Source organism: Bacillus sp. GC_Bacil_1, assembly GCF_026540675.1.
GTDB lineage: Bacteria > Bacillota > Bacilli > Bacillales > Bacillaceae_G > Bacillus_A > Bacillus_A cereus.
The window spans coordinates 96,112-121,750 of sequence record NZ_JALNUG010000007.1; the positions used below are offsets into that span (position 1 = coordinate 96,112).

The following is a 25,639-nucleotide window of genomic DNA, read 5'->3' on the forward strand; positions in this document are numbered from 1 at the left end:
TTAAATTATTGTTAATAAAATAAAGGAGCGATCACAATGACAACCTTACTTAACAAAGCTAAAAACATATTAGCGACTGACGAAACGATATTATTTTACGCAGCATGTTCATTAGACATATTTATTTATCGTTCCGTCGCAAGGCCAGGATTGCTAATTTTAACGAACAAAAGGCTATTCTTTTACGGGCCAGATGTAAGTAAGAATCCAATATTTGAAGAGTACTCTTTCGCAAAAATTTCTAATCTAAAAGAACAAAAGCGTCTTTTCAACAATCAAATTGTATTTATGTATGATAACGAATGGAAAAAAATAAAACATATTCAAACAAATGATGTGAGCTCCCTCGTTCAAAAGATACACGAGCAGCTTTCTAAATAAATATATGATTAGCCCTCTATTTCTTACATAGAGGGCTTCTATACTTACACATTTTCTTTTTTCAAGAGAGGTCTCACATGAACAATGACAGTACGAATAACTGCTAAAATCGGAACCGATATTAGTAATCCTACAATACCAGCTACTTCCCCTCCAACAAGTAATGCAAGCATAATAATAACAGGATGCATACGAAGTGACTTACCAACAATGTAAGGCGATAAAATGTTACTTTCCACAAATTGCAAAATAGCAATCGTAATCCCCGCCTTAATAAGTAAACTCGTTGATACTGTTGCTGCAATCATTAACGTCGGGATCGCTCCTAAAATAGGACCAAAGTACGGGATTATATCCGTTACCCCAATAATAATGCCAAGCAATAATGGATATTTCATACCGATAAACCAAAAAGAAAGAGCTGATACTCCCCCTAATACTAAACAAACAAATAACTGTCCTCGAATATAACTTCCAAGTGACTTATCAATTTCTTTCGCAAGCATTTGCCCCGTACCTCGCCATTTACTTGGGACTAGTTTCCAAAAGATATGATAAAACTCACCATAATCTTTTAATATGTAAAATACAATGAACGGTATTAAGAAAATAATGAGCAATGAATCGAGTACACCACGAGCTGTACTCATCACTTTATTTAAAAGCGCTTGAATCTTCGTTTCCACACCCACAAAAAGTTGTTTCACCTTTTCATGAATGAACGAAGGGAAATTCGCTGTTTGTTCTGTAACGCCATCCATCCACGAATCGTACATCTTTGTAAACTGCGGAAATTGTTCATTAATCTCTTGTAACTGTTTAATAACGACTGGTGTTCCTTTATAAATCCCATAACCAATTCCGCCGAAGAAAAGGATATAAATGAGCAAAATGGCAAGTGTACGGGGCATCCCTTCCTTATGAATTTTTTCAATTAAAGGGTGCAATAAATACGCAATAAAACAGGCGATAAGAAACGGCGTAATTGCTACTTTAAATACAAAAATAATCGGTGCCCATAGTGGCTTAATTTTTAAAAAGACGAGCAAACAAAGAAAAACAAGTAACAATAATCCTAAACGATATATCCAAATGATTTTAAGATTCTTCACATGAAAAACCTCCTCCACCTTTATTTTGAAAATAAATGGGTTAGGTTATGTGTGAAACTTTTAAAATCTTTTCATACGGACCATACTGTTTTTTAAAGACGTACATATAAATAACATAACAAGGACAACCACCCCTGAGAATACAGCATGAAATAATGTAATCAGGAGGGCTAATTATGGTTTTGTTTATGCTTGGATTATCAGCAATTTTTATGATTCTTGAATGGATTTGTATCGGCTTTGGTATTTGGAAGGGGTTCTTTATTCGTTCCTCACGTAAAGAAAAAGCGAAGCAATTATGGCAGTATGGAATACTTGGCGTTGGCTGTTACGGTTTATCTTATCTTTTCTCAGAAATTGGACTTTTTTATTTGCATATGAGTGCATAAAAAAACTCCCTTGTCTATAAGGGAGTTTTTCACTTTATCGAAATGATTATAAGTAAGACTTAATCATCTTACGTGCTTTTTTCATATTGCGTTTTGAAAATACATCTTGCTTACGAGCATATTGATATGCTGCAGCTCCAACACCTAATGCGATTAATGAATTGCGTAGATTCAAAGTAAATCCCCCTTTTCGTTATCCGATCGTTCTTTCATTCTCATCAAATAAATCATCAAGAGAGCTTAATGAACCATCTTCCTCAACTTGATGCGTATGGATTTTCCCCTTTGAAACCGATAATTCGATATAACAATTCCAGCAATAAAATTGGTTGACACCTATTTTTCCAATGTCTTTCCCTTTGCAATTTGGACAAATGAACATATGGCTTTCATCTCCTTACAGTCTCCCAGATTCTATTCGCCATTATGTCCAAACCGCATTCATTTATACATTGCTGGAGCCTTTCAACGCTATGCGTTTGAAAGTTTCACTATATAATTTCACCTTGTTACATGAAATCATACGGTGAAATGTTTTCCACGTCCATTTCCTCGCCATTAACTGTGACCATCTGTACTTCTCCTTGTGATTCCTGCAAGCGACTAGCTAAAGTTGTTTGACGCATTGCATCATCAAGGCGATTTACACCAGATTGGAAAGCTACTTCCTCCCCGCAAATAATAAGGAACTTCTTACTTCTTGTAATGCCCGTGTAAATTAAATTACGGCGTAACATACGGTTGTAACTTTTCACAATCGGCATAATAACAATCGGAAATTCACTACCTTGTGATTTATGAATCGAACAACAATATGCATGTGTAATTTGATTTAAATCCGGCTTTGTATACGTTACCTCAATTCCATCAAATGAAACGATAATCATATCTTGTTGCTCAACGTTTTCTTTCGCATAAAACACCGAAACAATTTCTCCGATATCCCCATTAAACACTTGGCTCTCCGGCTGATTAACGAGTTGCAGTACTTTATCGCCTCTTCGGTATACAACATCACCGTACTGGATTTCTTTACTCTTTTCCCTTTTCGGGTTAAATACTTGTTGCAGCGCTTCGTTTAATACATTAATACCAGCAGGCCCGCGGTACATCGGTGCTAATACTTGAACATCCCTTGCACTAAAGCCTTTTGTTTTAGCGTTTTCGCAAACTTTTTTCACAACCTCAACAATTTGAGCCCCTGTACAGCTGATAAACGAACGATCTTTTTTATTTTGCGCTAAATCTGGTGGGAGTGTGCCGTCTTTGATCGCATGGGCAAGTTGAATAACAGATGAGCCTTCTGCTTGACGATAAATTTCAGTAAGCTTCACTGTCGGAACTGCACCTGCATTTAATAAATCTTTTAATACTTGTCCAGGTCCTACAGATGGCAACTGATCTTCATCACCTACAACGATAACTTGAATATTCGTTGGTAGCGACTTAAATAGCTGATTTGCGAGCCAAATATCAACCATTGAAAATTCATCGATAATAAGGAGCTTACCTTGGACAGGATCCGTTTCATTACGCTGGAAAGATCCTTCTGGCGTCCAGCCAAGCAAACGGTGAATTGTGCAAGCTGGAAGTCCTGTCGATTCACTCATCCGCTTCGCTGCTCTTCCTGTTGGAGCTGTTAATAGTATTGGAAATGGATTATCATCACTGTATTCATTCGGATTTAACGATAATCCGTGAAGTGACGCATACATTTCAACAATCCCTTTAATAACGGTTGTTTTTCCTGTTCCTGGTCCACCTGTTAATAACATCATCGGTTTATGAAGTGCCGTTTGAATCGCTTCTTGCTGAAATGGTGCATATTGTACATTCAACTGTTCTTCAATTTCACCTAATGTTTTTAACACTTCTGCTTCAGGAAATGAAGGTGTTTCCTCTTGATTCATCAATCGACGAATAGACTTTACAACACCTTTTTCAGAGTAGAATAAAGTTGCTAAATACACTCGTTCTTCTTCTATGATGACTTTCCCTTCACTTTGCATCGTTTCAATACAACCTATAATATCTTCTTCAGTCACTCTTCCTTCTTGATTGTTTAAAAGTGACATCGTTTCTCTTACAAGTTGATCTTTCCTCATATAAACGTGACCAAGTTGCAATGAGACATTCTCTAATGTGTAAAAACATCCCGCTCGTACACGGTCGTCGTGATTACCCGATATCCCTAACGCACGCCCTATATCATCCGCTCGTCCAAAACCAATCCCGTCCACTTCTTCAATAAGTTGATACGGATTATTACGAATCACTTCTAATGTCATCTCTTTATATTGCTGGTAAATCTTAATAGAAAGTTTCGTTCCAAAACCGTAACCATTTAAAAAGCTCATTACTTTCTCTAATCCTTGATGTTCAACAATTGTCTCATATATTTCCTGAGCCTTTTGTTTGTTAACAACACCATTTAACGCCTCAGGGTCATCCATAATTTTAGAAATAGCATGTTCCCCGAGATGATCCACAATTTTTTCCGCTGTACGCTTTCCTATCCCTTTAAATAAATCACTCGCTAAATATTGCACCATACCTGCTTTTGTTTGCGGCAATTCTTTTTTAAATGTTTCAACCATATATTGTTTTCCATACTTTGGATGGTCCTTAAAGTGACCTGTCAATGTAAACACTTCATCTTCATGCATGCGGGGAAAATGACCGTTTATCATTACTTTCTTTTCGTCATACGTTTCATTCGTTTCAATGACTTTCATACTGACAACGGAATAGAGGTTTTCTTCGTTGTGGAAAATGGTATGAAGAACTTGCGCTTTTATAAATTTTTTCTCTTCCTCAAACAAATCCATTGCATGTTGATTTCCCATCTTTCCTCTCCTTTCCGATATTTTCACTTTAATGAGCAGTACATCCCCCACCTTTTTAGATGAGGGATAACTACCCATTAAACTATATTTTTATCTTATTCAGCTTCTTGCTCTAATAAACGAACGCCATTACCAGCTAAAAAGTGATCTGGCTGAATTTCAGTTGCTTTCTTAAATAAAGCGAGAGCTTTCTCGTTATTTTCTTCAAATACGTAAGCAACACCTAAATTGTAATACGCATCTGCATGCTCTTCATCCATTTCTAATACCTTTTCAAAATAAGGTTTCGCCTCTTGAATATGTTCTAGTCGCGCAAAGCAAAGTCCGCACTGGAATACAGCTTCTACATCGTTTTCATCTAATTCTGTTGCTCTTTGTAAGAATGGTAGTGCAAGACGATCATTTCCAAGCTGTACATGTGTAATACCTAACATAAATGTTACATCAGCTGATTGTAATCCAGCTTGCATTGCTTGTTCGAATACAACTTTCGCCTCAGTAAATTGCTCTTGGCCATAATATACGTTTCCTAAGCCATAATAAGCAGCTGCAGATTTATCATCTAACTCTAATGCACGTTTATAAAATAAAATCGCTCGCTCACTATCTCCTAATACGTCTAATAAATTTGCAAAATTAATGTATCCAAGCGCATCTTTCGGATTTTCTTCAATTGCTTCTGTAAAATTTTTAGCTGCTTCTTCCCAATTTCCTTCTTGCATATATTGAATACCTGTTTCAAGTTTGTTTGACATGTCCTTCACCTCTACAACAAATTATAACAAAGAATGTATTTTCCAAGCGAACGAAAATTCGCTTTATGTAAAAGAAACCTCTAACCGCTAATCGGCAGAGGCTTCTCATTTATCCTAAATAATCCAATTTCTTACCACTACGGTATACTTCATCAATTGTAGCACCGCCTAAGCACTCATCTCCATCATAGAAAACGACTGCTTGTCCTGGTGTAATTGCACGAATTGGCTCATCACAAAGAATACGAACTGTATTTTCATCAACGATTTGAACCGTTACTTTATTGTCTTCTTGACGATAACGGAATTTCGCCGTGCACTTAAATTCTGTTTCTTTTTCTTTGTTACTTACCCATCCTACATTCGTAGCAATAACTTCATCACCATATAGAAGTTCGTTATGGAATCCTTGATCAACATATAAAATGTTTTCTTTTAGATTTTTTCCAACAGCAAACCATGGATCACCATTACCACCAATTCCAAGACCATGACGTTGTCCAATTGTATAATACATTAAACCGTCATGCTTCCCTTTCACTTCACCAGATAATGTTTGCATTACACCTGGTTGTGCTGGTAAGTAGTTACTTAAGAAATCTTTAAAGTTACGCTCACCAATGAAGCAAATACCTGTACTATCTTTTTTCGCCGCTGTCGCTAAGCCAGCTTCTTTCGCCATTTCACGAATTTGTGGTTTCTTCAGTTCACCTAACGGGAACATTGTTTTTGATAATTGCTCTTGGCTTAATTGATTTAAGAAGTATGTTTGATCTTTATTGTCATCAACGCCGCGAAGCATTTTATATTCGCCGTCCATATAAGCAACGCGTGCATAATGACCTGTTGCTACATAATCGGCACCAAGCGCAATTGCATGCTCTAAAAATGCTTTAAATTTAATTTCTTTATTACACATTACATCTGGGTTTGGTGTACGACCAGCTCGGTACTCATCTAAGAAGTACGTAAATACTTTATCCCAGTATTGTTTTTCAAAGTTTACTGCATAATACGGAATACCAATTTGGTTACACACTTCAATTACATCATTGTAATCTTCTGTTGCTGTGCAGACACCATTCTCATCTGTATCATCCCAGTTTTTCATAAAAATTCCGATTACATCATAACCTTGCTCTTTTAATAAAAGTGCTGCTACAGATGAATCGACGCCACCGGACATTCCGATGACAACGCGTGTTTCGTGAGGTAGTTTGTTCATCATGTCACCTCCCATGCTAATTTTGTGTTAATCGCTTCACGATTTTCACTGTTTCGTACGCCGCTTTTTCAATTTGCTCTTTCGTATTTCCAAGCCCAAAACTAAAGCGTACGGATGAACGTATTTGATCGGAGTCTTTTCCAAACATCGCTACTAATACATGTGATGGATCAATCGAACCAGCTGTACAAGCAGAACCACTTGATACTGCAATGCCAGCTAGGTCTAAGTTCACAAGAAACGGTTCAATGTTCATTCCTGTAAAACTTACATTAAGTACATGCGGTAAGCGATGTTCTAAGTTTCCGTTTACCTCGAAAGTAATGCCTTCATTTTTGAAGACAGATACCATTATATCTTTAAACTCTTCATATTGGGCATTTTTTTGCTCACGAGTTTTTTCAGCTATAAGAATTGCATGCTGAAGCCCAGCAATACTAGGCACATTTTCCGTACCAGCACGGCGTTTTCTTTCTTGCTCTCCGCCTATTAATAACGGCTCAAATTTCACATTTGCACCAGCGAATAAGAACCCTACACCTTTTGGCCCATTAATTTTATGAGCTGAAATTGATAATAAATCAATACCAAACTCTTTCACATTAATTTCTACTAAACCGTAAGCTTGTACCGCATCTGTATGGAAATAAGCTTGATGCTCTTTTAGCAGCTTTCCTATTTCCACAATTGGTTGCATTGTCCCTACTTCATTATTCCCAAACATAATAGATACAAGAATCGTCTCTTCTGTTAATGCCTTTTGTATGTCAGAAACTTGAATGCGTCCTGTTTCATCGACAGGTAAATATGTCACTTCAAACCCTTCACGCTCTAACAATTCGCACGTATGCAAAATCGCATGATGTTCAATTTGCGTCGTTATTATGTGGTTACCTTTATGACGGTTCGCACGTGCTACACCTATAAGCGATAAATTATCAGCTTCTGTACCACCGCTCGTAAATATAATTTCATTCGGATTCGCATGAATGCTGCGTGCACACACTCGTCTCGCCTCATCTACTGTGTGACGAGTTTGACGTCCATAAAAGTGAATACTAGACGGGTTCCCGAATATTTCTGTCATATATGGAATCATCTTTTCGACCACTTCTGGGTGAGTCGGAGATGTCGCAGCATGATCTAAGTAAATGCGTTCCATTAAATCTCCTTCTTTCCAAATCGTTTCACAAGGAATTAAATGTAAAACATATAGCCCCCGTGATTTTCTTCCTCATAACGTACTAAATCTTCTAACGTTGTACTATCTAACACTTCTTGCACGGCATCACGAACACGCATCCATAACTGGCGCTGTGCTGGCTCTTCTTCTTCTATCATTTCTACAACACTAATCGGTCCCTCTAATACACGGATTACATCCCCAGCTGTAATGTTAGCCGGTTGATCAGATAATACATATCCGCCATATGCCCCGCGCGTACTCTTTACAAGACGAGCGTTACGAAGTGGTGAAATTAATTGCTCTAAGTAATGCTCGGATAAGTCATGCGCCTGCGCAATTGATTTTAATGAAATTGGACCTTCACCAAACTTTTTTGCAAGATCAATCATAATTGTTAAGCCATAGCGGCCTTTTGTTGAAATCTTCATCTATTTTGCACCTCTTTTCAAATTTTCACTTCTATTGGTTATATCTTATTTATAAAAAGAACACAATTTAAAATCCTATGAAATTATAGCATAATATAGTATTATAAGAAATTTCAACTTGTGTATCAAAATGATAACATAAAATCACATTGAAAAACTCGGAAATTATTACAATTGAAAGAAAAATGAAAATATTATTCTTCATTTTTCCCATAAAACAGCATCCTATTTCAAATTTCGTAGAAAAAAATGATACGATAGAACGAGATTATATATTAAGGGAGACGGTCTAAATGAAACAACCACTCGCACATCGAATGCGCCCTACTAATATTCAAGAAATTATTGGGCAACAACATTTAGTTGGTGAAGGAAAGATTTTATGGCGAATGGTCCAAGCAAATCATTTTCAATCTATGATTTTATACGGTCCTCCAGGTACAGGAAAAACATCCATTGCCAGTGCAATTGCAGGAAGTACCGGTACCCCGTTTCGTCTATTAAACGCTGTTACTCACAATAAAAAAGATATGGAAGTTGTCGTACAAGAAGCAAAGATGCATCGACACCTCGTTTTAATTTTAGATGAAGTTCACCGTCTAGATAAAGCAAAGCAAGACTTTCTATTACCTCACTTAGAAAGCGGACTTCTTACTTTAATTGGTGCAACGACAAGTAATCCATTCCATGCAATAAACTCGGCTATTCGAAGCAGGTGTCAAATTTTCGAATTACACGCACTAACAGAAGATGATATTTTAATTGGGTTAAAAAGAGCTTTAGAAGATAAAGAAAAAGGCCTTGGAGAATATGCTGTAACGGTAACAGATGAAGCACTACATCATTTTGCAAATGCCTCTGGTGGTGATATGCGTTCCGCTTATAACGCACTTGAACTTGCTGTATTATCTAGCTTTACTACAGACGATCAAGCGGCTGAAATCACACTCGAGATTGCGGAAGAATGCTTACAAAAGAAGAGCTTCGTTCACGACAAAGGCGGCGATGCTCATTATGACGTATTATCAGCATTTCAAAAATCAGTGCGCGGAAGTGATGTAAATGCAGCGCTCCATTATTTAGCACGCCTTATTGAAGCAGGTGATTTACAAAGTATTGGCAGACGCCTTCTTATTATGGCTTATGAAGATATTGGACTTGCTAGCCCACAAGCTGGACCGCGTATACTAGCTGCAATTGAATCAGCTGAACGAGTTGGATTCCCAGAAGCACGCATCCCACTTGCAAATGCCGTTATAGAACTATGCTTATCACCAAAATCAAATTCAGCTTATAAAGCACTTGATGCTGCATTACACGATTTACGCAACGGTCAAACAGGTGACATTCCAAGCCATTTAAAAGATAGTCATTACAAAGGCGCAGAATCACTCGGAAGAGGCATTGGATATTTATATCCACACGACCATCCAAATGGCTGGGTAAGGCAACAATACTTACCTGATAAAATAAAAAACAAGCAATATTATAAACCGAAAACGACAGGGAAATTTGAGCAAGCACTTTCTACTGTTTATGAAAGATTACAAACTTCGAATAAAACGAAAAATAAAGGGTAACATAAACGAAAACGTCACCATTATGGAGGCTTCGCTTATGAAAACACGTCAAGATGCATGGACAAAAGAAGATGATCTCCTTTTAGCAGAAACTGTTTTGCGACATATTCGCAGCGGAAGTACACAAATAAAAGCGTTTGATGAAGTCGGCGATACGTTGAACCGGACTTCAGCAGCTTGCGGCTTTAGATGGAATGCTGAAGTAAGGCCGAATTACGAAGATGCTGTGCAGCTTGCGAAGAAACAACGTAAAGAATTAAAGCGCTCTGAAGCTAAAATAGAAAAAAATCAGTTCACGAAAACGAAACAACTCGTAATCGATGCTGAGTTTTCTGAAGATATTACGCCAAGTAAACAAGAACTTACGATGCAAAATGTCATCTCATTTTTGCAAAACTTGGAGCATAATAACCCTTCACTCGCAAAGTTGCAAACTGAAAATGATGTATTACAAGCTCAGCTCACTTCTCTGCAAAAAACGAATCATGAACTTGAAACGAAATTAGCGGTACTCACAAAAAAACAACAAGCAATCGAAGAAGATTACGCGATGCTTGTTCGAATTATGGATCGTGCTCGAAAACTTGTTTCGGTCGAAGAACAAGAAGAACAGATTGCTCCCATTTTCAAGACAGATCAAAATGGAAATTTAGATATTATATATTCTGCAGAGAATTAAAAATAAGGATGTCACTTTTTTGACTAAGTGACATCCTTGTTTGTTTTCGGAAAACCATATATATACATGTCGGTAAATGAAATTATATTAACGGTTTTTCAAATATATCTATCACAACTTGCAATATATCAACGATTCAACAAAGGATATCGATTTAACGACAAAGATTGACAATAACATTCCTCCTTGTCATACAAGGAAACTTCTAAAACATATTGGATAATTTTTACTAAAATGTTATTATAACCATATACCTTTAAAGGGAGATGGTTGCTATTCCATTAATAATCTTCAAAATAACTCTTGGCCTTCTCGTCCTGACTTTAGCTCTTTTCACCATTAACAGTCTAAAAAAGACATCCGCCTATAAATCAGATAAATATGATTATTACTTACTAACCTTACTTACATTTGAACTAGTAGTGATGCAAATATCCATATTTCTTTAATACATATAAAAAAGCATATATCCAAAATGGATATATGCTTTTCTTTTATTCTTGCCCTACACGTTTCACTTCTACATTTTTAATACGTTCACGTACAACGTGACTTGCCATAATTAAGCCTGCCACAGATGGTACGAATGCATTTGATGAAGGCGGTAATTTCGCTTTACGAATTTTTGCATTCTCGTCTGGTACGATTTCTTTACGTACTTCTTCACGAATTACGATTGGGTTTTCGTCAGAGAAGACAACTTTTACACCTTTTTTAATACCCTCTTTACGAAGCTTCGTACGAATTACTTTCGCAATTGGATCTGTATGTGTTTTAGAAATGTCCGCAATACGGAAACGAGTTGGGTCCATTTTATTTGCTGCACCCATACATGAGATAATTTTAATTTTACGACGTAAACATTGTTTAATTAAATGGATTTTGAACGTAATCGTATCAGATGCATCCACTACGAAATCTAAACCGTGTTTAAAGAACTCTTCATATGTTTCATCTGTATAAAACATTTCTAATCCAATTACTTCACATTCCGGATTAATGTCTGCAATACGCTCTTTCATTAATTCTACTTTTGAACGTCCTACAGTAGATACTAAAGCGTGAATTTGACGGTTTACGTTTGTAATATCTACAACGTCTTTATCAACTAATACGAGACGTCCTACTCCAGAACGCGCTAACGCTTCAGCTGAAAATGAACCTACGCCGCCAATTCCTAAAATACCGACTGTACTATTTTTTAATATTTCAAGTCCTTCTTTACCGAAGGCTAATTCATTACGTGAAAATTGATGTAACATTCAGCTCTACACTCCTATTACAAAAATGGTCTACCATGTATTCTAGCGTTTTTCCGACTATTTGTATAGAAAAAGTTATAGAATTCCTAAAAATACATATTTCGATAATGAAAACATAGTGTAAACCGGGATTTTGTTTCTTCTTTTAATTATCCATTAAAAAAGTCTAGATGGTTATAGTATAACCATCTAGACCCTATTCTTACTTTTCTTCTTTTAAGCTTAATTTTAAGTTTAACTCTTCAAGCTGTGCTTCTGCAACTGGGCTTGGAGCTTCTGTTAATAAGCAGCTTGCGCTTGCTGTTTTTGGGAATGCAATTGTATCACGAAGGTTCGTACGGCCTGCAAGTAACATAACAAGACGATCTAAACCTAATGCGATTCCGCCGTGTGGTGGTGTACCGTATTCGAATGCTTCTAATAAGAATCCGAATTGCTCTTGCGCTTCTTCTTGTGAGAATCCAAGTGCTTTGAACATTTTTTCTTGTACGTCACGCTCGTAAATACGAAGTGATCCACCACCAAGCTCATAACCGTTTAATACAAGGTCATATGCTTGTGCACGTGCTTTTTCTGGCGCTGTTTCTAGTAGCTCAACGTCTTCACGGAATGGCATTGTGAATGGGTGATGAGCTGCGAAATAACGATTTGCATCTTCATCGTACTCAAGAAGTGGCCAATCAGTTACCCATAGGAAGTTAAATTTACTTTCATCAATTAACTCAAGCTCTTTACCTAGACGTAAACGAAGTGCGCCTAAGCTATCTGCAACAACGCTCTTCTTATCTGCTACGAATAGTAATAAGTCGCCAGCAGTAGCTTCTAATGTACTCATTAACACGTTTGCATCTTCTTCACCGAAGAATTTCGCAATCGGTCCTTTTAAGCCGTCTTCTTCAACTTTAAGCCAAGCTAGACCTTTTGCACCGTATACTTTCACGAATTCAGTTAATGCATCGATGTCTTTACGAGAGTATTTACTTGCAGCACCTTTTGCATTAATTGCTTTTACTTGTCCGCCGCTTTCTACAGCACTTGTAAACACTTTAAAGCCACAACCTGCTGCAAACTCAGATAAGTCTGTTAGTTCCATTTCAAAGCGTGTATCTGGCTTATCAGAACCGTAGCGAGCCATTGCATCAGCATATTTCATACGAGGGAATGGTGCACTAACTTCTACACCTTTTGCATCCTTCATAACTTTCGTCATCATACGCTCCATCATTTCTAAAATCTCATCTTGTGTTAAGAATGAAGCTTCAATATCGATTTGCGTGAATTCTGGTTGACGATCTGCACGTAAATCTTCGTCACGGAAACAACGTGCTACTTGATAGTAACGCTCAAATCCGCCGACCATAAGAAGCTGTTTAAATAACTGTGGTGACTGTGGTAATGCATAGAATTCACCGTCATGTACACGACTTGGTACTAAATAGTCACGAGCTCCTTCTGGCGTACTTTTCGTTAAAATTGGTGTTTCTACTTCTAAGAACTCTTCTGTATCTAAGAAGTTACGAATTGTTTTTGTTACGTCGTGACGCATTTTGAATGTGTTGAACATTACAGGACGACGTAAGTCTAAATAACGATATTTTAAACGCACATCTTCTGATGCATCTGTATCATCAGCAATAATAATTGGTGTTGTTTTCGCTGCATTTAGTACATTTACTTTTGTTGCTTGTACTTCAATACGACCAGTTGCCATATTGTCATTAATTGCGCCTTCACCACGTTCAACAACTGTACCTTCTATGTGTAATACGTATTCGCTACGAATTGTTTCTGCTACTTCTAACGCTTCTTTTGATGTTTCTGGGTTAAATACAACTTGTACGATACCTGTACGGTCACGTAAATCGATAAAGATTAATCCACCTAAGTCACGGCGTTTTTGTACCCAACCTTTTAATTGAACTGTTTGTCCAACAGCTTCTACTGTTACTTTTCCACATGCATGTGTTCTTTCAGCCACTGTAAGTTCCCCCTATATTAATTTCTCTGCTACGTATGAAGCAAATACATCTAACGCTACTTCTTCTTGTTCACCTGTTGCCATATCTTTTAAGTTAATGATGCCTTTATCTAGCTCATCTTCTCCTAATACAGCTACAAATTTCGCCTTTAGACGATCTGCTGATTTAAATTGTGCTTTCATTTTGCGATCTAAATAATCTTTTTCAACCGACAATCCAGCTTTACGAAGATCGAATGCCACTTTTGCAGCATGGTCTTTCGCTTTTTCACCAAGCGCTACAACGTAACAATCAATGCTATGTTCAAGTGGTAATTCAATGTTTTCAGCTTTTAGCGCCATAATTAAACGTTCAATACTCATTGCAAAACCGATACCTGGCATTTCTGGTCCACCGATTTCTTGTACAAGTCCGTTATAACGGCCACCACCGCTTAATGTAGTGATCGCACCGAAACCTTCTGCCTCACTCATAATTTCAAAAACAGTATGTTGATAGTAGTCTAAACCACGCACTAAGTTCGGATCTTTTTCAAATGGAACATCCATCATCGTTAATAGTTCTTGTACTTTGTCGTAGTATACTGCTGAATCTTCGTTTAAGTATTCTGTAATAGATGGAGCTGTTGCCATTAATTCATGGTTACGGTCCTTCTTACAGTCTAAAATTCGAAGTGGGTTCTTTTCTAAGCGAGATTGACAGTCAGAGCAGAATTCGCCGATACGTGGCTCAAAGTGTGCGATTAATGCATCACGGTGTGCTTGACGACTCGCTGCGTCACCTAAACTGTTTAATACAACTTTAATATTTTTTAAGCCCATGCCGCGGTAAAATTCAACAGCAAGTGCAATTACTTCTGCATCAATTGCAGGGTCATTACTGCCGATTGCTTCGATACCGAATTGTACGAATTGACGATAGCGACCTGCTTGTGGTCTTTCATAACGGAACATTTGACCGATATAGTATAATTTCGTTGGTTGTGTTGCATCACCAAACATTTTATTTTCAACGTAAGAACGTACAACAGGTGCAGTACCTTCTGGACGTAATGTTAAGCTACGCTCTCCACGATCTTGGAATGAGTACATTTCTTTTTGTACGATATCTGTCGTATCACCAACACCGCGTAAAAATAGCTCAGTGTGCTCAAAAATTGGTGTACGAATTTCTTTATAATTGTAACGACGGCAAATTTCGCGTGCTTGCCCTTCGATATACTGCCATAACTCAACAGTGCCTGGAAGAATATCTTGCGTTCCGCGTGGGATTTGAATAGACATATTCAGTTCCTCCTCAAATTGTTTTAATCTTAATAAAAATAAAAAAACTCCCGCCTCTACTGTTTAAACAGTAGGGACGAGAGTATTATACCCGTGGTGCCACCCTAATTGAAGCACGTATGCTTCCACTTTTTTAATAACGCTTAAATATGCGTTCATCCCTACTAAGCATATATGCCGTTCAAGTTGAAACCTCTAGAGTGTCATTCAATCAGTCATCATGCAGAAATGTTTTCAGCCTAAGACATTCCTTCTCTTTCCATGTGTATCTCATTTACTCTTCTCTATCAACGGTTATATTCATATGTAAATATAAAATTACTATACGTTTGTTAAGTAGGATTGTCAAGTGCTCTAAGAACGTTCAATCTGCTTCTTTAAACGCTTTACATCTTGAAGAGAAATCCCAAACTCGGAAGCAAGCTCCATTGAAGTATTATTTTGCTCTTTTGAAATAAAATCATGAAAATTCACGTTAAACAGTTGATTTGCACCATTTGTAACAGAATGCCCTTTTTCATTCATACGCATACGTATATCCCTCACATTCAATATGGATGTTTTACTTTTTATTGTTCCATATTGATGAGAGAGTTATACATAACCGAAACTGCTATTGATTCCAAATAAATGAACAAAACATACAACAATGTATAAAAAAGAGAGGATTATATAACCCTCTCTTTTTTATCAACACTATTTACTTTCTACAATTAAGGTCACCGGACCATCATTGATTAAAGAAACGTCCATCATTGCTCCGAACTTCCCTGTTTCCACATGCAATCCTTGTTTGCGAACTTCTTCATTAAAGAAATCGTATAAACGCTCTGCGTAGTCAGGTTTCGCAGCATCCATAAAGTTTGGACGTCTTCCCTTGCGACAATCTCCGTATAATGTAAATTGCGAAATAGATAGAACTTGTCCTTCTACATCAAGTACAGAATGATTCATCTTTCCGCTCTCATCTTCAAAAATACGTAAGTTTGCAACTTTTTCCGCAATATAAGTTGCATCTTTTTCTGTATCTTCATGCGTAATGCCAACTAGTAATGTTAAACCGAACGGAATTTGTCCTACGATCTCACCGTCTACTGTGACAGACGCTTTCTTTGATCGTTGTAAAACAACTCTCATCTTTCTACACTCCCTATTAATGCATCATGCGTCGTACTGCATAAATTTCTGGAACGCGTTTAATGCGTTCTACTACTTTTTTCAAGTGTTGTAAGTTACGAATCGAGATTGACATATTAATTGTTGCCATTTTATTACGGTCACTTCTACCAGAAACAGCTGAAATATACGTTTTCGTCTCTGTAACAGCTTGCAGTACTTCATTTAATAAACCACGGCGATCGTAACCCGAAATTTCAATATCAACGTTATACTCAATTTCTTTTTCAGGGCTACCTTCCCACTCTACTTCTAATAAACGTTCTACAGCTTCTTCTGTATGAACGTTTACACAATCACGGCGGTGAATCGATACACCTCGGCCTTTCGTAATATATCCAACGATATCATCGCCTGGAACTGGGTTACAGCATTTCGATAAACGGATTAATAAATTATCAGCACCGCTTACCTTTACACCAGAATCCCATTTTCGAATTTTCATCGGTTTACGAACTTCTTTAACTTCAACAATTTCTTCTTCTTCGCGTTGTTTGCGGAACTTGTCCGTTAGTCGCGTAACAATTTGCGAAGCTGTAATTCCGCTATATCCAACTGCTGCAAACATATCTTCTTCATTTGCAAAGTTAAATTTCTCAGCGACGCGTTTTAAGTTATCAGGCGCTAATACTTCTTTCATCTCATACTCTAGACCACGTACTTCCTTTTCAACAAGTTCACGACCTTTTTCAATATTTTCGTCTCTACGTTGTTTCTTAAAGAATTGACGAATTTTATTTTTCGCATGAGATGTTTGAGCAAGTTTTACCCAATCTTGACTTGGGCCATATGAATGTTTCGACGTTAAAATTTCAATGATGTCGCCTGTTTTTAATTTATAATCCAACGTCACCATTTTACCGTTTACTTTTGCACCAATTGTTTTATTCCCAATTTCCGAATGGACACGATACGCGAAATCAATCGGAACCGATCCAAGTGGTAATTCCATTACATCGCCTTTCGGTGTAAAGACGAATACCATGTCAGAAAATAAATCAATTTTTAATGACTCCATAAATTCTTCTGCATTAGAAGCTTCATTTTGCCATTCTAGTATTTGACGGAACCATGTGAGTTTCTTCTCTAATGTACCTGTTGTTTCTGCTGTTTTTCCTTCTTTGTACGCCCAGTGTGCCGCGATCCCGAATTCTGCAATTTCGTGCATTTCTTTCGTACGAATTTGCACTTCAAGTGGATCACCTTTTGGTCCAATTACAGTCGTATGAAGAGATTGATATAGATTTGCTTTTGGCATTGCAATATAATCTTTAAAACGACCTGGCATCGGCTTCCAGCACGTATGAATAATTCCAAGCACCGCATAACAATCTTTAATACTATTTACAACGACACGTACAGCTAATAAATCGTAAATTTCATTGAACTGCTTATTTTGCAGTGCCATTTTACGATAAATACTGTAAATATGTTTCGGTCTTCCAGAAATCTCAGGTTGAATTGCAACTTCTTTTAATTTCTCACGAATACCAGTCATTACTTCGTCTAAGTATTCTTCACGTTCTGCACGTTTACGCTTCATTAAATTTACAATACGATAATATTGTTGGGGATTTAAATAGCGAAGTGACGTATCCTCTAGCTCCCATTTAATAGTACTAATTCCGAGTCTATGTGCTAAAGGTGCAAAGATTTCTAACGTTTCATTCGCTATGCGACGCTGCTTCTCTTGAGGCAAATGTTTCAATGTACGCATGTTATGAAGACGATCAGCTAGTTTAATTAAAATAACTCGAATGTCTTGAGCCATTGCAATAAACATTTTGCGATGGTTTTCTGCTTGTTGTTGTTCGTGAGATTTATATTTAATCTTCCCAAGCTTTGTAACACCATCAACAAGCATAGCAATTTCTTTGTTAAATTCCCGTTCAATATCTTCTAACGTAATCTCTGTATCTTCCACTACATCATGTAAGAAACCTGCTGATACCGTAGCTGGATCCATGTGTAAATCAACTAAAATACCTGCAACTTGAATCGGATGAATAATATACGGTTCACCCGATTTTCTATATTGTTCGCTATGCGCATCACGTGCATATTCATAAGCACGTGCCACTAGCTCAATATCTTCATCCGCTAAATATTGACTTGCTTTCTCGAGTACCTGTTCAGCTGTTAGTACCTGCTCATTTGCCATCGAATCACCTTTTATTGAAAATTGACTTTATCTTTATTTAATAGAATAAATTATATTCTATCATTATAACCCAATGATTGTGAATTGTGAAAAGGAAAAGATTTTACTGACATTTCACCATGATTTTTTGTTCAATTATACAAAAGTACCCGCTCCTCTCCAAGAGATTCACGGGTACTTTTTATCACCGTAGTTTTACCTATATAGTGATTAGTATTTTTCTAATACTAATACATCGTAACCATCTAACATTTTACGACCATCTAAGTAAGTAAGCTCTACTAAGAATGCAATCCCTGCTACAACTCCGCCTAGCTCTTCAACTAACTTAATTGTCGCTTCGATTGTTCCACCTGTAGCTAATAGATCATCTGTAATTAATACGCGTTGACCTGGCTTAATTGCATCTTTATGGATTGTTAAAACATCTTTACCATATTCTTTACCGTAGTCAACTGTAATTACTTCACGTGGTAATTTTCCTAATTTACGAACTGGCGCAAATCCTACTTCTAACGCATAAGAAACTGGGCAACCGATAATGAAACCACGAGCTTCTGGTCCTACTACAACATCGATATCTCTTTCTTTTGCGTACTCAACGATTGCATCTGTTGCTGCTTTGTATGCTTTACCGTCATTCATTAAAGGTGTAATGTCTTTAAACACAATACCTTCTTTCGGATAATCCGGTACAATTGCGATATGTTGCTTGAAATCCATATTTCTGAATCCTCCTCAGATCTAAAAGGTTTGTAAATACAAATCCTTTACCCTAACTGTTCTACTTCTTTATGATTACGAATCGTTTCAAACCATGTATATAGTTGCTGATATGTGCTATAAACCAATTCTTTTTCTAATTGTAAGTGGTTCATTTTCTCACGATATGTGTTCGATTCAATTAAATCACGCTTTTGTTTTTTGTCTGCCATAAAAATGACGCCATCTTTTATTGTAACAAATTCTAACTCAAAAAACACCTGTGTCATGAAATTTACTGTATCTTTTGACCAACCTTTATGGCGACATAGTTGTTCTCCATATTGTCTTAAAGAAAATGGTGTTTTTTGGCTTAAGAAAGAATAGTACCATTTAAAGTGTTCTCTCGTAGGAACTGTACTAAATAGATGGTTATTTTCTTGATAAAATAGCGTATAAATTCGCGCTGGGAATCCTACTTTAAATAGCTCACTTAATTCATCTGTTCCTTTTGGCAAATCAAGTAACACGATATATTGATCATCTAAATGCGTTACTTCTGAAGCATGCATGAGCTTCTCTTTATAGCTCTCTAAAGAAAATTTATTCAATACCTCTTCAGAAAAATACACCATTGTTATTTTTTCTTTCGGAAGTTCTGCTAAATTTGCTTCTGCATTACGCATACTACGCCAATCAAATAATTGCCACGCCTCTACAGCAATATCTTGTACCATTAATTGTGGCTTCTTAAAATTATTCCATTCATTGATGGATGCTTCTCCTATTACAGATACTTTTGCAACTGGAGAGATTTCTTTCGCATATGCACCAAAACCAAATCCAATTGTATCCAGTGTTGCTTGTCCATCACGAAGAGCCATTTTTAAATGAGAGCCATCTGATCCGATTGCGCGAATACTTTCTAACTCTGCATCTTTCACTGCAATACGTGGTTTCGGATTTCCAACACCAAATGGTGCTAACTTCTGCATATCTTCAATTGCCGCTAGTGTTACATCCTCTACTTTGCAAAAAACATCAACTGCTGTAATTGGAATAAAATCTTCTTCTGTTAAAATTGCATCTGCTTGTTCATTTAAGCGGCGACGTAATTCATCTACATCATTCATATGTAGCGTCATTCCCGCTGCCATCGGATGCCCTCCGAAGTGTGGCAATAACTCTCTACAATCTGATAAATTTGCAAACAAATCAAATCCTGCAATACTACGCGCTGAGCCTTTTGCTGTTTCTTTTATAGGATCAATGCATAATACAATAGTCGGACGATAAAAACGTTCAACTAATTTAGAAGCGACAATCCCAATTACACCCGGATTCCAACCTTCTTTTGCAAGTACTAACACTTTGTTTTCTTCTGGCGGGAAGTTATTTTCAACTTCAGCGATAGCCTCTTCTGTAATTTGCTTTACAATATCTTTTCGCAGTTTGTTCAGCTCATCAATTTCTTCGGCTAACTCTTTTGCTTCCTCAGGATCATCTGATAATAAAAGGTGTACAGCCGGCGTTGCATCTTCTAAACGCCCGACCGCATTAATACGCGGTGCAATTGAGAAGCCAATACTCTCTTCTGTAATTTCACTTTGCGAAACGTTAGCAACTTTAAACAATGCCTTTAAACCAATATTTTTCGTCATACGCATATGTTTTAAACCGCGTTTCACTAGCAACCTATTTTCACCATGAAGTGACACTAAATCGGCTACTGTACCGATTACTGCAATCTCTAATAAATGTTCTGGTACACGGCCTAATAGTGCATGTGCAACTTTAAACGCAACACCTACACCAGCTAAATAGTGAAACGGATATACACCGCCATCTAATTTCGGATGTATAATCGCAAGTGCTTCTGGCAATTCTGGCGGTGGCTCATGGTGATCTGTAATAATTAGATCTATTCCAAGCTCTTTCGCTACATTCGCTTCATGTACTGCTGCGATGCCAGTGTCGACAGTAATAATCAGTGAGAACCCTGCGCTATGCGCCCAACGAAACGCTTCTTCGTTCGGCCCATACCCTTCTGTAAAACGATTTGGAATATAAAATTCTACTTCTGCACCTAATTCTTGAAGAGCAAGATATAACACAGTTGTACTACTTACTCCGTCTGCATCGTAATCACCAAATATTAATATTTGTTCTCCATTTTGAATCGCCTTATTTACACGTTCTACCGTTCTATCCATTCCTTCTAATAAAAATGGATCATGAAATTCTTGATTTTCTGTATTTAAAAAATCTAAAATCTTATCTTCTGTATCTAGTCCTCTACCGAGGAATAATGAAACGACAAGTGGCGATAACTGTAATTTACTTGCTAATTCACTCACTCGTTCGTCATTATATTCTTTTTCTTTCCAACGCGTCTTCGGTTGTAACACGAAATCACCCCTTAACCTGTTCATTATACAAGACAGATTAAGGGGTGACAATATAATGCAAACTACGATGCAATATCTATATACTAAAATGTTAATGATGTTTAATTTGGAGAATACGGATTTATATGTACGAATACATTTTGTACATTATCTTGTTTCATAAGTATTTCTTTCACATGTTTTCCAATACGGTGTCCTTCTTCTACAGTAATGTATGGATCTACAGACACTTTAATATCGACAATAACATAATGACCATGCTCCCGTGCATATAAAGAACCAATTTTTTTCACACCATCTACTTGAAGAACTGCTTCTCTAAGCGGAATAACATCCTCCTCATGAAGAACATGGTCAAGCGTTGCATGAATTGCTTCCGCTCCAATGCTCCATGCCATTTTTACAACAAGAAGCGAAACAACTAATCCTGCAATCGGATCAGCATATACAAGCCAGTCTATACCAAGCTTACCACCGAGTATAGCTGCACAAATACCGATTAAAGCTGCAATTGAAGAAAATACATCTGAACGGTGCTCATATGCATTTGCAATAATTGCATCACTATTTACCCTTTTCCCTAATCGGAATTTATATTGAAACATTCCTTCTTTCACGACGATTGAAAGAACAACAGCAAAAATCGTAATTCCTTTCGGCGGTTCTAGTTCTTGCGAAAAAGCTTTTATAGATGAAATCGCGATTTCAAGTCCCACAATAAATAATAATACCGCAACAATAATCGCTGAAATCGATTCCGCTTTACCATGACCATACGGATGATCTTCATCAGGTGGCTGCTTTGCCGCTCGCAATCCAAAAAGTACAGCTAGCGAACCAATTACATCTGATGCAGAATGCACCGCATCTGCTAGCAGTGCTTTACTGTTCCCAATATAACCAATTACCGCCTTTACAATTGCTAATATAATATTACCAACGATCCCGACAATAGCACCAAACTCGGCCTGTTTAAAACGTTCATCTTTTTCCATAATTAAAATCCCTTCTTTTCTTAACCTATCTTTTTATTTTAACAAAAACAGCGATAACACCACCACTTTCTTCCATCTTCTTCCCATCAAAAAGTTGCTATCTTATTGTATCCACAAACGAAAAAAGAGATGCCTCATAATAAGGCATCATCTTTTCTATACTTGCGGTTCAGATTCTACTTTCTCAACCTTCTTCTTGTTTTTCCCCTTTTTCAAACGACGGTTTTCAAGCATTAACCAAATTTGAGAGGCAACGAAAACAGAAGAGTACGTACCTACTATTAATCCAACAAGTAACGCAAACGAGAAGTTACGTAGTGACTCACTACCAAAGATAAGTAGTGCAATTACTGGGAGTAACACTGTTAATACGGTGTTAATCGAACGACCAAGCGTTTGGCGAATACTTGCATTTACAATTTCCTCTAGGTCTTTTATATCGCGCACTCGTTTTTTCTGTTTGTATAATTCACGGTTTCTATCAAATGTAACAATCGAGTCATTAATAGAATAACCGATGATTGTTAGTACTGCAGCGATAAACGTTAAGTCTACCTCTAATTGGAAAATACTAAACATAACAACCATAACGAATGCGTCATGTAATAATGCAAGTACTGCAGATAACGCATACGTAAATCGGAATCGAATACTTACGTATAAAATGATAACTGCAGAAGCAATCAGTACAGCGATAAATGCATTTCGTGCAATTTCTTTACCGATTGTCGGTGAAACTGTACTTATGTTTGGATCCGTACCATATTTATCATGGAAGAATGTTTTTGTTTTCGCAATTTCATCTTTTGATAAAACACCTAATGTACGAACTGCGAAACCTTTATTGTCATCCCCAGTCGGTACAATATTTTCTTCCTTCACATCAATGTTCAACTCTTTAAAATCTTTATGAACATCAGCTACAGTAAGTGCTTGTTTTGATTGCAAGTCCATACGTGTACCACTTGCAAAGTCAATACCAAGATTCAATTTGAAAATTGGCAGGATAATTGCACCTGCAATTACAACTACAATTGAGAAAATAAGGAATTTATGACCGATATTCACGAAGTTAATACGATCAAATTTCGTTGGTGGATGTACTACACCTTTTGTTAACGGAATAATATCCTTTTGTTTCACACCAAAATATGATGGTTTTTTATCGAAGTAACGGCTCTTTACAAGTAAACCTAGTAAGAAACGAGTACCGAATACGTTCGTAATGAAACCGACTAAAATACTTACGATTAAACTTGTTGCAAACCCTTGTACTGAGCTTGTACCATATACAAATAACACACCTGCAGCTGCAAGAGTCGTAACGTTCGCATCTAAAATTGTTGCTAATGAACGATGGTTACCAGCTCGGAATGCTGACATCATGGACTTACCAATTTTCAGCTCTTCTTTCAGTCTCTCGTACGTAATAATATTCGCATCAACTGCGATACCTACCCCGAGCACTAATGCGGCAATACCTGGTAATGTCAGAACCGCATGCATCCAGTTAAAGACAAGTAATGTAACAAAAATGTATAGACCTAACATAATAACCGCTACAAGTCCTGGTAAACGGTAATACACAAGCATAAATAAGAAAATAAGAGCGATACCAATCGCACTAGCGAAAATTGTTTGGTCTAATGCTTGTTGACCAAATTTCGCTCCAACAGATGTTGAATACATTTCTTTTAAATCAACAGGCAGTGCACCTGCATTTAATAAAGATGAAAGTTGTTTCGCACTTTCAACTGTGAAGTTTCCACCTACGATAGATACTTCAGCTTGGTTAAATACTTGGTTTACTGTTGCTGCTGATAAGAACTTTGGATTCGGTTTTGCAGATTCTGCTTTATACGAATCTTTTCCTTCTTCAAAATCAAGCCAAATTACCATTAAATTCGTTGGTGGTGGCATTTTAGAAATTTTTTCAGTTACTTCACGGAATTTTTCAGCGCTTTTTAGTGTAAGACCTACGCTCGCACGGCCTTGTTCATCAAATGTTTGCTTCGCTCCGCCGCCTTTTAAATCCGTTCCATCCATAAGAAGGTTATCATCCACATCACGGAATGTTAATTTCGCTTGTGTTGATAACATTTCACGTGCTTTTTGCTGATCTTGTACACCAGCAAGCTGTACACGAATTCGATCTTGCCCTTCGATTTGAATGTTCGGCTCACTTACACCGAGAACATTGACACGATTTTCAAGAGCACCTACTGTACTTACAAGTACGTCTCGATCGATTTTATCACCTTTTTTGGCTGGTTTTACTTCATACAGAATTTCAAAACCACCGCGAAGGTCTAGTCCTAGACTAATTCCTTTTGCTATGTCTTTTCCTGCCGCACCAATTACTCCACCGATTAATAAGACGATGAGGAAAAAGGCGGCAATTCTCGTACCACGCTTTGCCATATGTACCCTCTTTCTGCTACTAACACTTTCAATAAATCTTTTACGATTCACTGCTATACGTGTGCATACGCCTAGTTAGTAGACTTCCTTTCTATAATTTTTGCTAGCTCATCACTAGCTGTATAGGTAAGCTTTTACACTCCCTACACTTTCATCATTTATTTTCCTCTTCACTACCTCCTTTATATATAATCTTAGACACAATTATTTCCTCTTTATCAATACATATCATTATACTGCAAAAGGAAGAACAAACCAATTGCAGTCGGTTATTTATTTTCGTACTCATCAAATGACCAAAGCGGTGCTTGGTAAGCTTCAACAGTTAAATATGTCATATATTCATTAGTACTTACTGTTAATACGTCATTAACTAATTCATACAATCTAACATCGCTGTCTATCTTCTTCCACTTTTTCACTTTGAGAAACTTCCAAATGTCATCATCTGTTACTCGGTCGTAACCGAACATTTGAAACTCTTCTACTTTACTTTCTAAAACGACTTGTAACTGTCCGCGGTATGATTCTACCAAAGCCTCTCTATCTAACATTTATAACATCTCCTTCTTATTTCAGCACGAAAAAGTCGCTTTAATCCCGCTCTAATGGACAGCAATAACTACTTTCAAGAGCACTATCATACTTCACTCTCTTAAATGCTTGTCATT

Annotated in this window: 23 protein-coding genes and 1 other annotated feature; of the genes, 4 read left to right on the forward strand and 19 right to left on the reverse strand. The window is 37.1% G+C overall.

The features are described 5' to 3' along the window. The first annotated feature begins 36 nt into the window (after positions 1 to 36). Positions 37 to 381 carry a PH domain-containing protein gene (locus tag OXT04_RS12985; RefSeq protein WP_000209466.1) on the forward strand — a complete coding sequence of 115 codons (345 nt, stop codon included), beginning with the start codon at positions 37 to 39 and terminating at the stop codon, positions 379 to 381. A gap of 44 nt (positions 382 to 425) precedes the next feature. Here the strand turns inward: OXT04_RS12985 and OXT04_RS12990 are convergent, their stop codons facing one another. After that, complete coding sequence (locus tag OXT04_RS12990) at positions 426 to 1,493, reverse strand: AI-2E family transporter (RefSeq protein ID WP_000793129.1); 1,068 nt, start codon at positions 1,491 to 1,493, stop codon at positions 426 to 428. 176 nt (positions 1,494 to 1,669) lie between these two features. On the opposite strand from OXT04_RS12990, the gene OXT04_RS12995 reads away from it, so the two are divergent. Continuing rightward, positions 1,670 to 1,882, forward strand: a complete 213-nt coding sequence (locus OXT04_RS12995; protein ID WP_267415179.1) for a hypothetical protein — start codon at positions 1,670 to 1,672, stop codon at positions 1,880 to 1,882. 46 nt (positions 1,883 to 1,928) lie between these two features. Here OXT04_RS12995 and OXT04_RS13000 read toward each other — a convergent pair whose 3' ends face one another. The 7 genes from OXT04_RS13000 to cymR form a co-directional block, all read right to left on the reverse strand. Beyond that, on the reverse strand, positions 1,929 to 2,057 hold the full coding sequence (locus OXT04_RS13000; RefSeq protein ID WP_001053553.1) for a YrzQ family protein: 129 nt from the start codon (positions 2,055 to 2,057) through the stop codon (positions 1,929 to 1,931). Positions 2,058 to 2,075: 18 nt separating this feature from the next. Next, positions 2,076 to 2,264: a hypothetical protein gene (locus OXT04_RS13005; protein WP_000469281.1), complete on the reverse strand. Its 189-nt coding sequence runs from the start codon at positions 2,262 to 2,264 to the stop codon at positions 2,076 to 2,078. A gap of 127 nt (positions 2,265 to 2,391) precedes the next feature. Next, entirely contained in the window at positions 2,392 to 4,728 is a 2,337-nt protein-coding gene (recD2, locus tag OXT04_RS13010; protein ID WP_000528080.1) for an SF1B family DNA helicase RecD2, read from the reverse strand. 95 nt (positions 4,729 to 4,823) lie between these two features. Then, positions 4,824 to 5,483: a tetratricopeptide repeat protein gene (locus OXT04_RS13015; RefSeq protein WP_000066411.1), complete on the reverse strand. Its 660-nt coding sequence runs from the start codon at positions 5,481 to 5,483 to the stop codon at positions 4,824 to 4,826. Between the two features lie 109 nt (positions 5,484 to 5,592). Further along, entirely contained in the window at positions 5,593 to 6,708 is a 1,116-nt protein-coding gene (mnmA, locus tag OXT04_RS13020) for a tRNA 2-thiouridine(34) synthase MnmA (protein WP_001038010.1), read from the reverse strand. A 16-nt stretch (positions 6,709 to 6,724) separates the two neighbouring features. Further along, a complete protein-coding gene (locus OXT04_RS13025; protein WP_267415184.1) occupies positions 6,725 to 7,870 on the reverse strand; it encodes a cysteine desulfurase family protein in 1,146 nt (381 codons plus the stop codon). 35 nt (positions 7,871 to 7,905) lie between these two features. Further along, entirely contained in the window at positions 7,906 to 8,322 is a 417-nt protein-coding gene (cymR, locus tag OXT04_RS13030; protein ID WP_000704116.1) for a cysteine metabolism transcriptional regulator CymR, read from the reverse strand. A gap of 293 nt (positions 8,323 to 8,615) precedes the next feature. Here cymR and OXT04_RS13035 point away from each other — a divergent pair, with 293 nt between their 5' ends. Both OXT04_RS13035 and OXT04_RS13040 read left to right on the forward strand, forming a co-directional pair. Beyond that, complete coding sequence (locus tag OXT04_RS13035) at positions 8,616 to 9,902, forward strand: replication-associated recombination protein A (protein ID WP_098533077.1); 1,287 nt, start codon at positions 8,616 to 8,618, stop codon at positions 9,900 to 9,902. A gap of 37 nt (positions 9,903 to 9,939) precedes the next feature. After that, positions 9,940 to 10,581 carry an RsfA family transcriptional regulator gene (locus OXT04_RS13040; RefSeq protein ID WP_000857722.1) on the forward strand — a complete coding sequence of 214 codons (642 nt, stop codon included), beginning with the start codon at positions 9,940 to 9,942 and terminating at the stop codon, positions 10,579 to 10,581. A 494-nt stretch (positions 10,582 to 11,075) separates the two neighbouring features. Here OXT04_RS13040 and OXT04_RS13045 read toward each other — a convergent pair whose 3' ends face one another. From OXT04_RS13045 to OXT04_RS13095, 11 genes are all read right to left on the reverse strand, one after another. Further along, positions 11,076 to 11,843: a tRNA threonylcarbamoyladenosine dehydratase gene (locus OXT04_RS13045; protein WP_000903182.1), complete on the reverse strand. Its 768-nt coding sequence runs from the start codon at positions 11,841 to 11,843 to the stop codon at positions 11,076 to 11,078. Positions 11,844 to 12,045: 202 nt separating this feature from the next. Beyond that, the gene (aspS, locus tag OXT04_RS13050; RefSeq protein WP_090977013.1) at positions 12,046 to 13,821 is read right to left on the reverse strand and encodes an aspartate--tRNA ligase; all 1,776 of its coding nucleotides are present in this window, start codon (positions 13,819 to 13,821) and stop codon (positions 12,046 to 12,048) included. 12 nt (positions 13,822 to 13,833) lie between these two features. Next, the gene (hisS, locus tag OXT04_RS13055) at positions 13,834 to 15,105 is read right to left on the reverse strand and encodes a histidine--tRNA ligase (protein ID WP_000027079.1); all 1,272 of its coding nucleotides are present in this window, start codon (positions 15,103 to 15,105) and stop codon (positions 13,834 to 13,836) included. A gap of 69 nt (positions 15,106 to 15,174) precedes the next feature. After that, positions 15,175 to 15,405: a binding site (T-box leader), on the reverse strand. 54 nt (positions 15,406 to 15,459) lie between these two features. After that, positions 15,460 to 15,636 carry a hypothetical protein gene (locus tag OXT04_RS13060; RefSeq protein ID WP_001242605.1) on the reverse strand — a complete coding sequence of 59 codons (177 nt, stop codon included), beginning with the start codon at positions 15,634 to 15,636 and terminating at the stop codon, positions 15,460 to 15,462. Between the two features lie 165 nt (positions 15,637 to 15,801). Then, a complete protein-coding gene (locus OXT04_RS13065) occupies positions 15,802 to 16,242 on the reverse strand; it encodes a D-tyrosyl-tRNA(Tyr) deacylase (RefSeq protein ID WP_098250903.1) in 441 nt (146 codons plus the stop codon). A gap of 16 nt (positions 16,243 to 16,258) precedes the next feature. After that, the gene (gene relA, locus OXT04_RS13070; protein ID WP_001262795.1) at positions 16,259 to 18,442 is read right to left on the reverse strand and encodes a GTP diphosphokinase; all 2,184 of its coding nucleotides are present in this window, start codon (positions 18,440 to 18,442) and stop codon (positions 16,259 to 16,261) included. 210 nt (positions 18,443 to 18,652) lie between these two features. Next, complete coding sequence (locus OXT04_RS13075) at positions 18,653 to 19,165, reverse strand: adenine phosphoribosyltransferase (RefSeq protein WP_000346215.1); 513 nt, start codon at positions 19,163 to 19,165, stop codon at positions 18,653 to 18,655. A 47-nt stretch (positions 19,166 to 19,212) separates the two neighbouring features. Next, positions 19,213 to 21,552, reverse strand: a complete 2,340-nt coding sequence (gene recJ / locus OXT04_RS13080; protein WP_000941225.1) for a single-stranded-DNA-specific exonuclease RecJ — start codon at positions 21,550 to 21,552, stop codon at positions 19,213 to 19,215. A gap of 101 nt (positions 21,553 to 21,653) precedes the next feature. Beyond that, the gene (locus OXT04_RS13085; protein ID WP_000409746.1) at positions 21,654 to 22,547 is read right to left on the reverse strand and encodes a cation diffusion facilitator family transporter; all 894 of its coding nucleotides are present in this window, start codon (positions 22,545 to 22,547) and stop codon (positions 21,654 to 21,656) included. Between the two features lie 156 nt (positions 22,548 to 22,703). Beyond that, complete coding sequence (secDF, locus tag OXT04_RS13090) at positions 22,704 to 24,968, reverse strand: protein translocase subunit SecDF (protein WP_097821491.1); 2,265 nt, start codon at positions 24,966 to 24,968, stop codon at positions 22,704 to 22,706. 269 nt (positions 24,969 to 25,237) lie between these two features. After that, positions 25,238 to 25,522 carry a post-transcriptional regulator gene (locus tag OXT04_RS13095; RefSeq protein WP_000886979.1) on the reverse strand — a complete coding sequence of 95 codons (285 nt, stop codon included), beginning with the start codon at positions 25,520 to 25,522 and terminating at the stop codon, positions 25,238 to 25,240. Positions 25,523 to 25,639 lie beyond the last annotated feature (117 nt).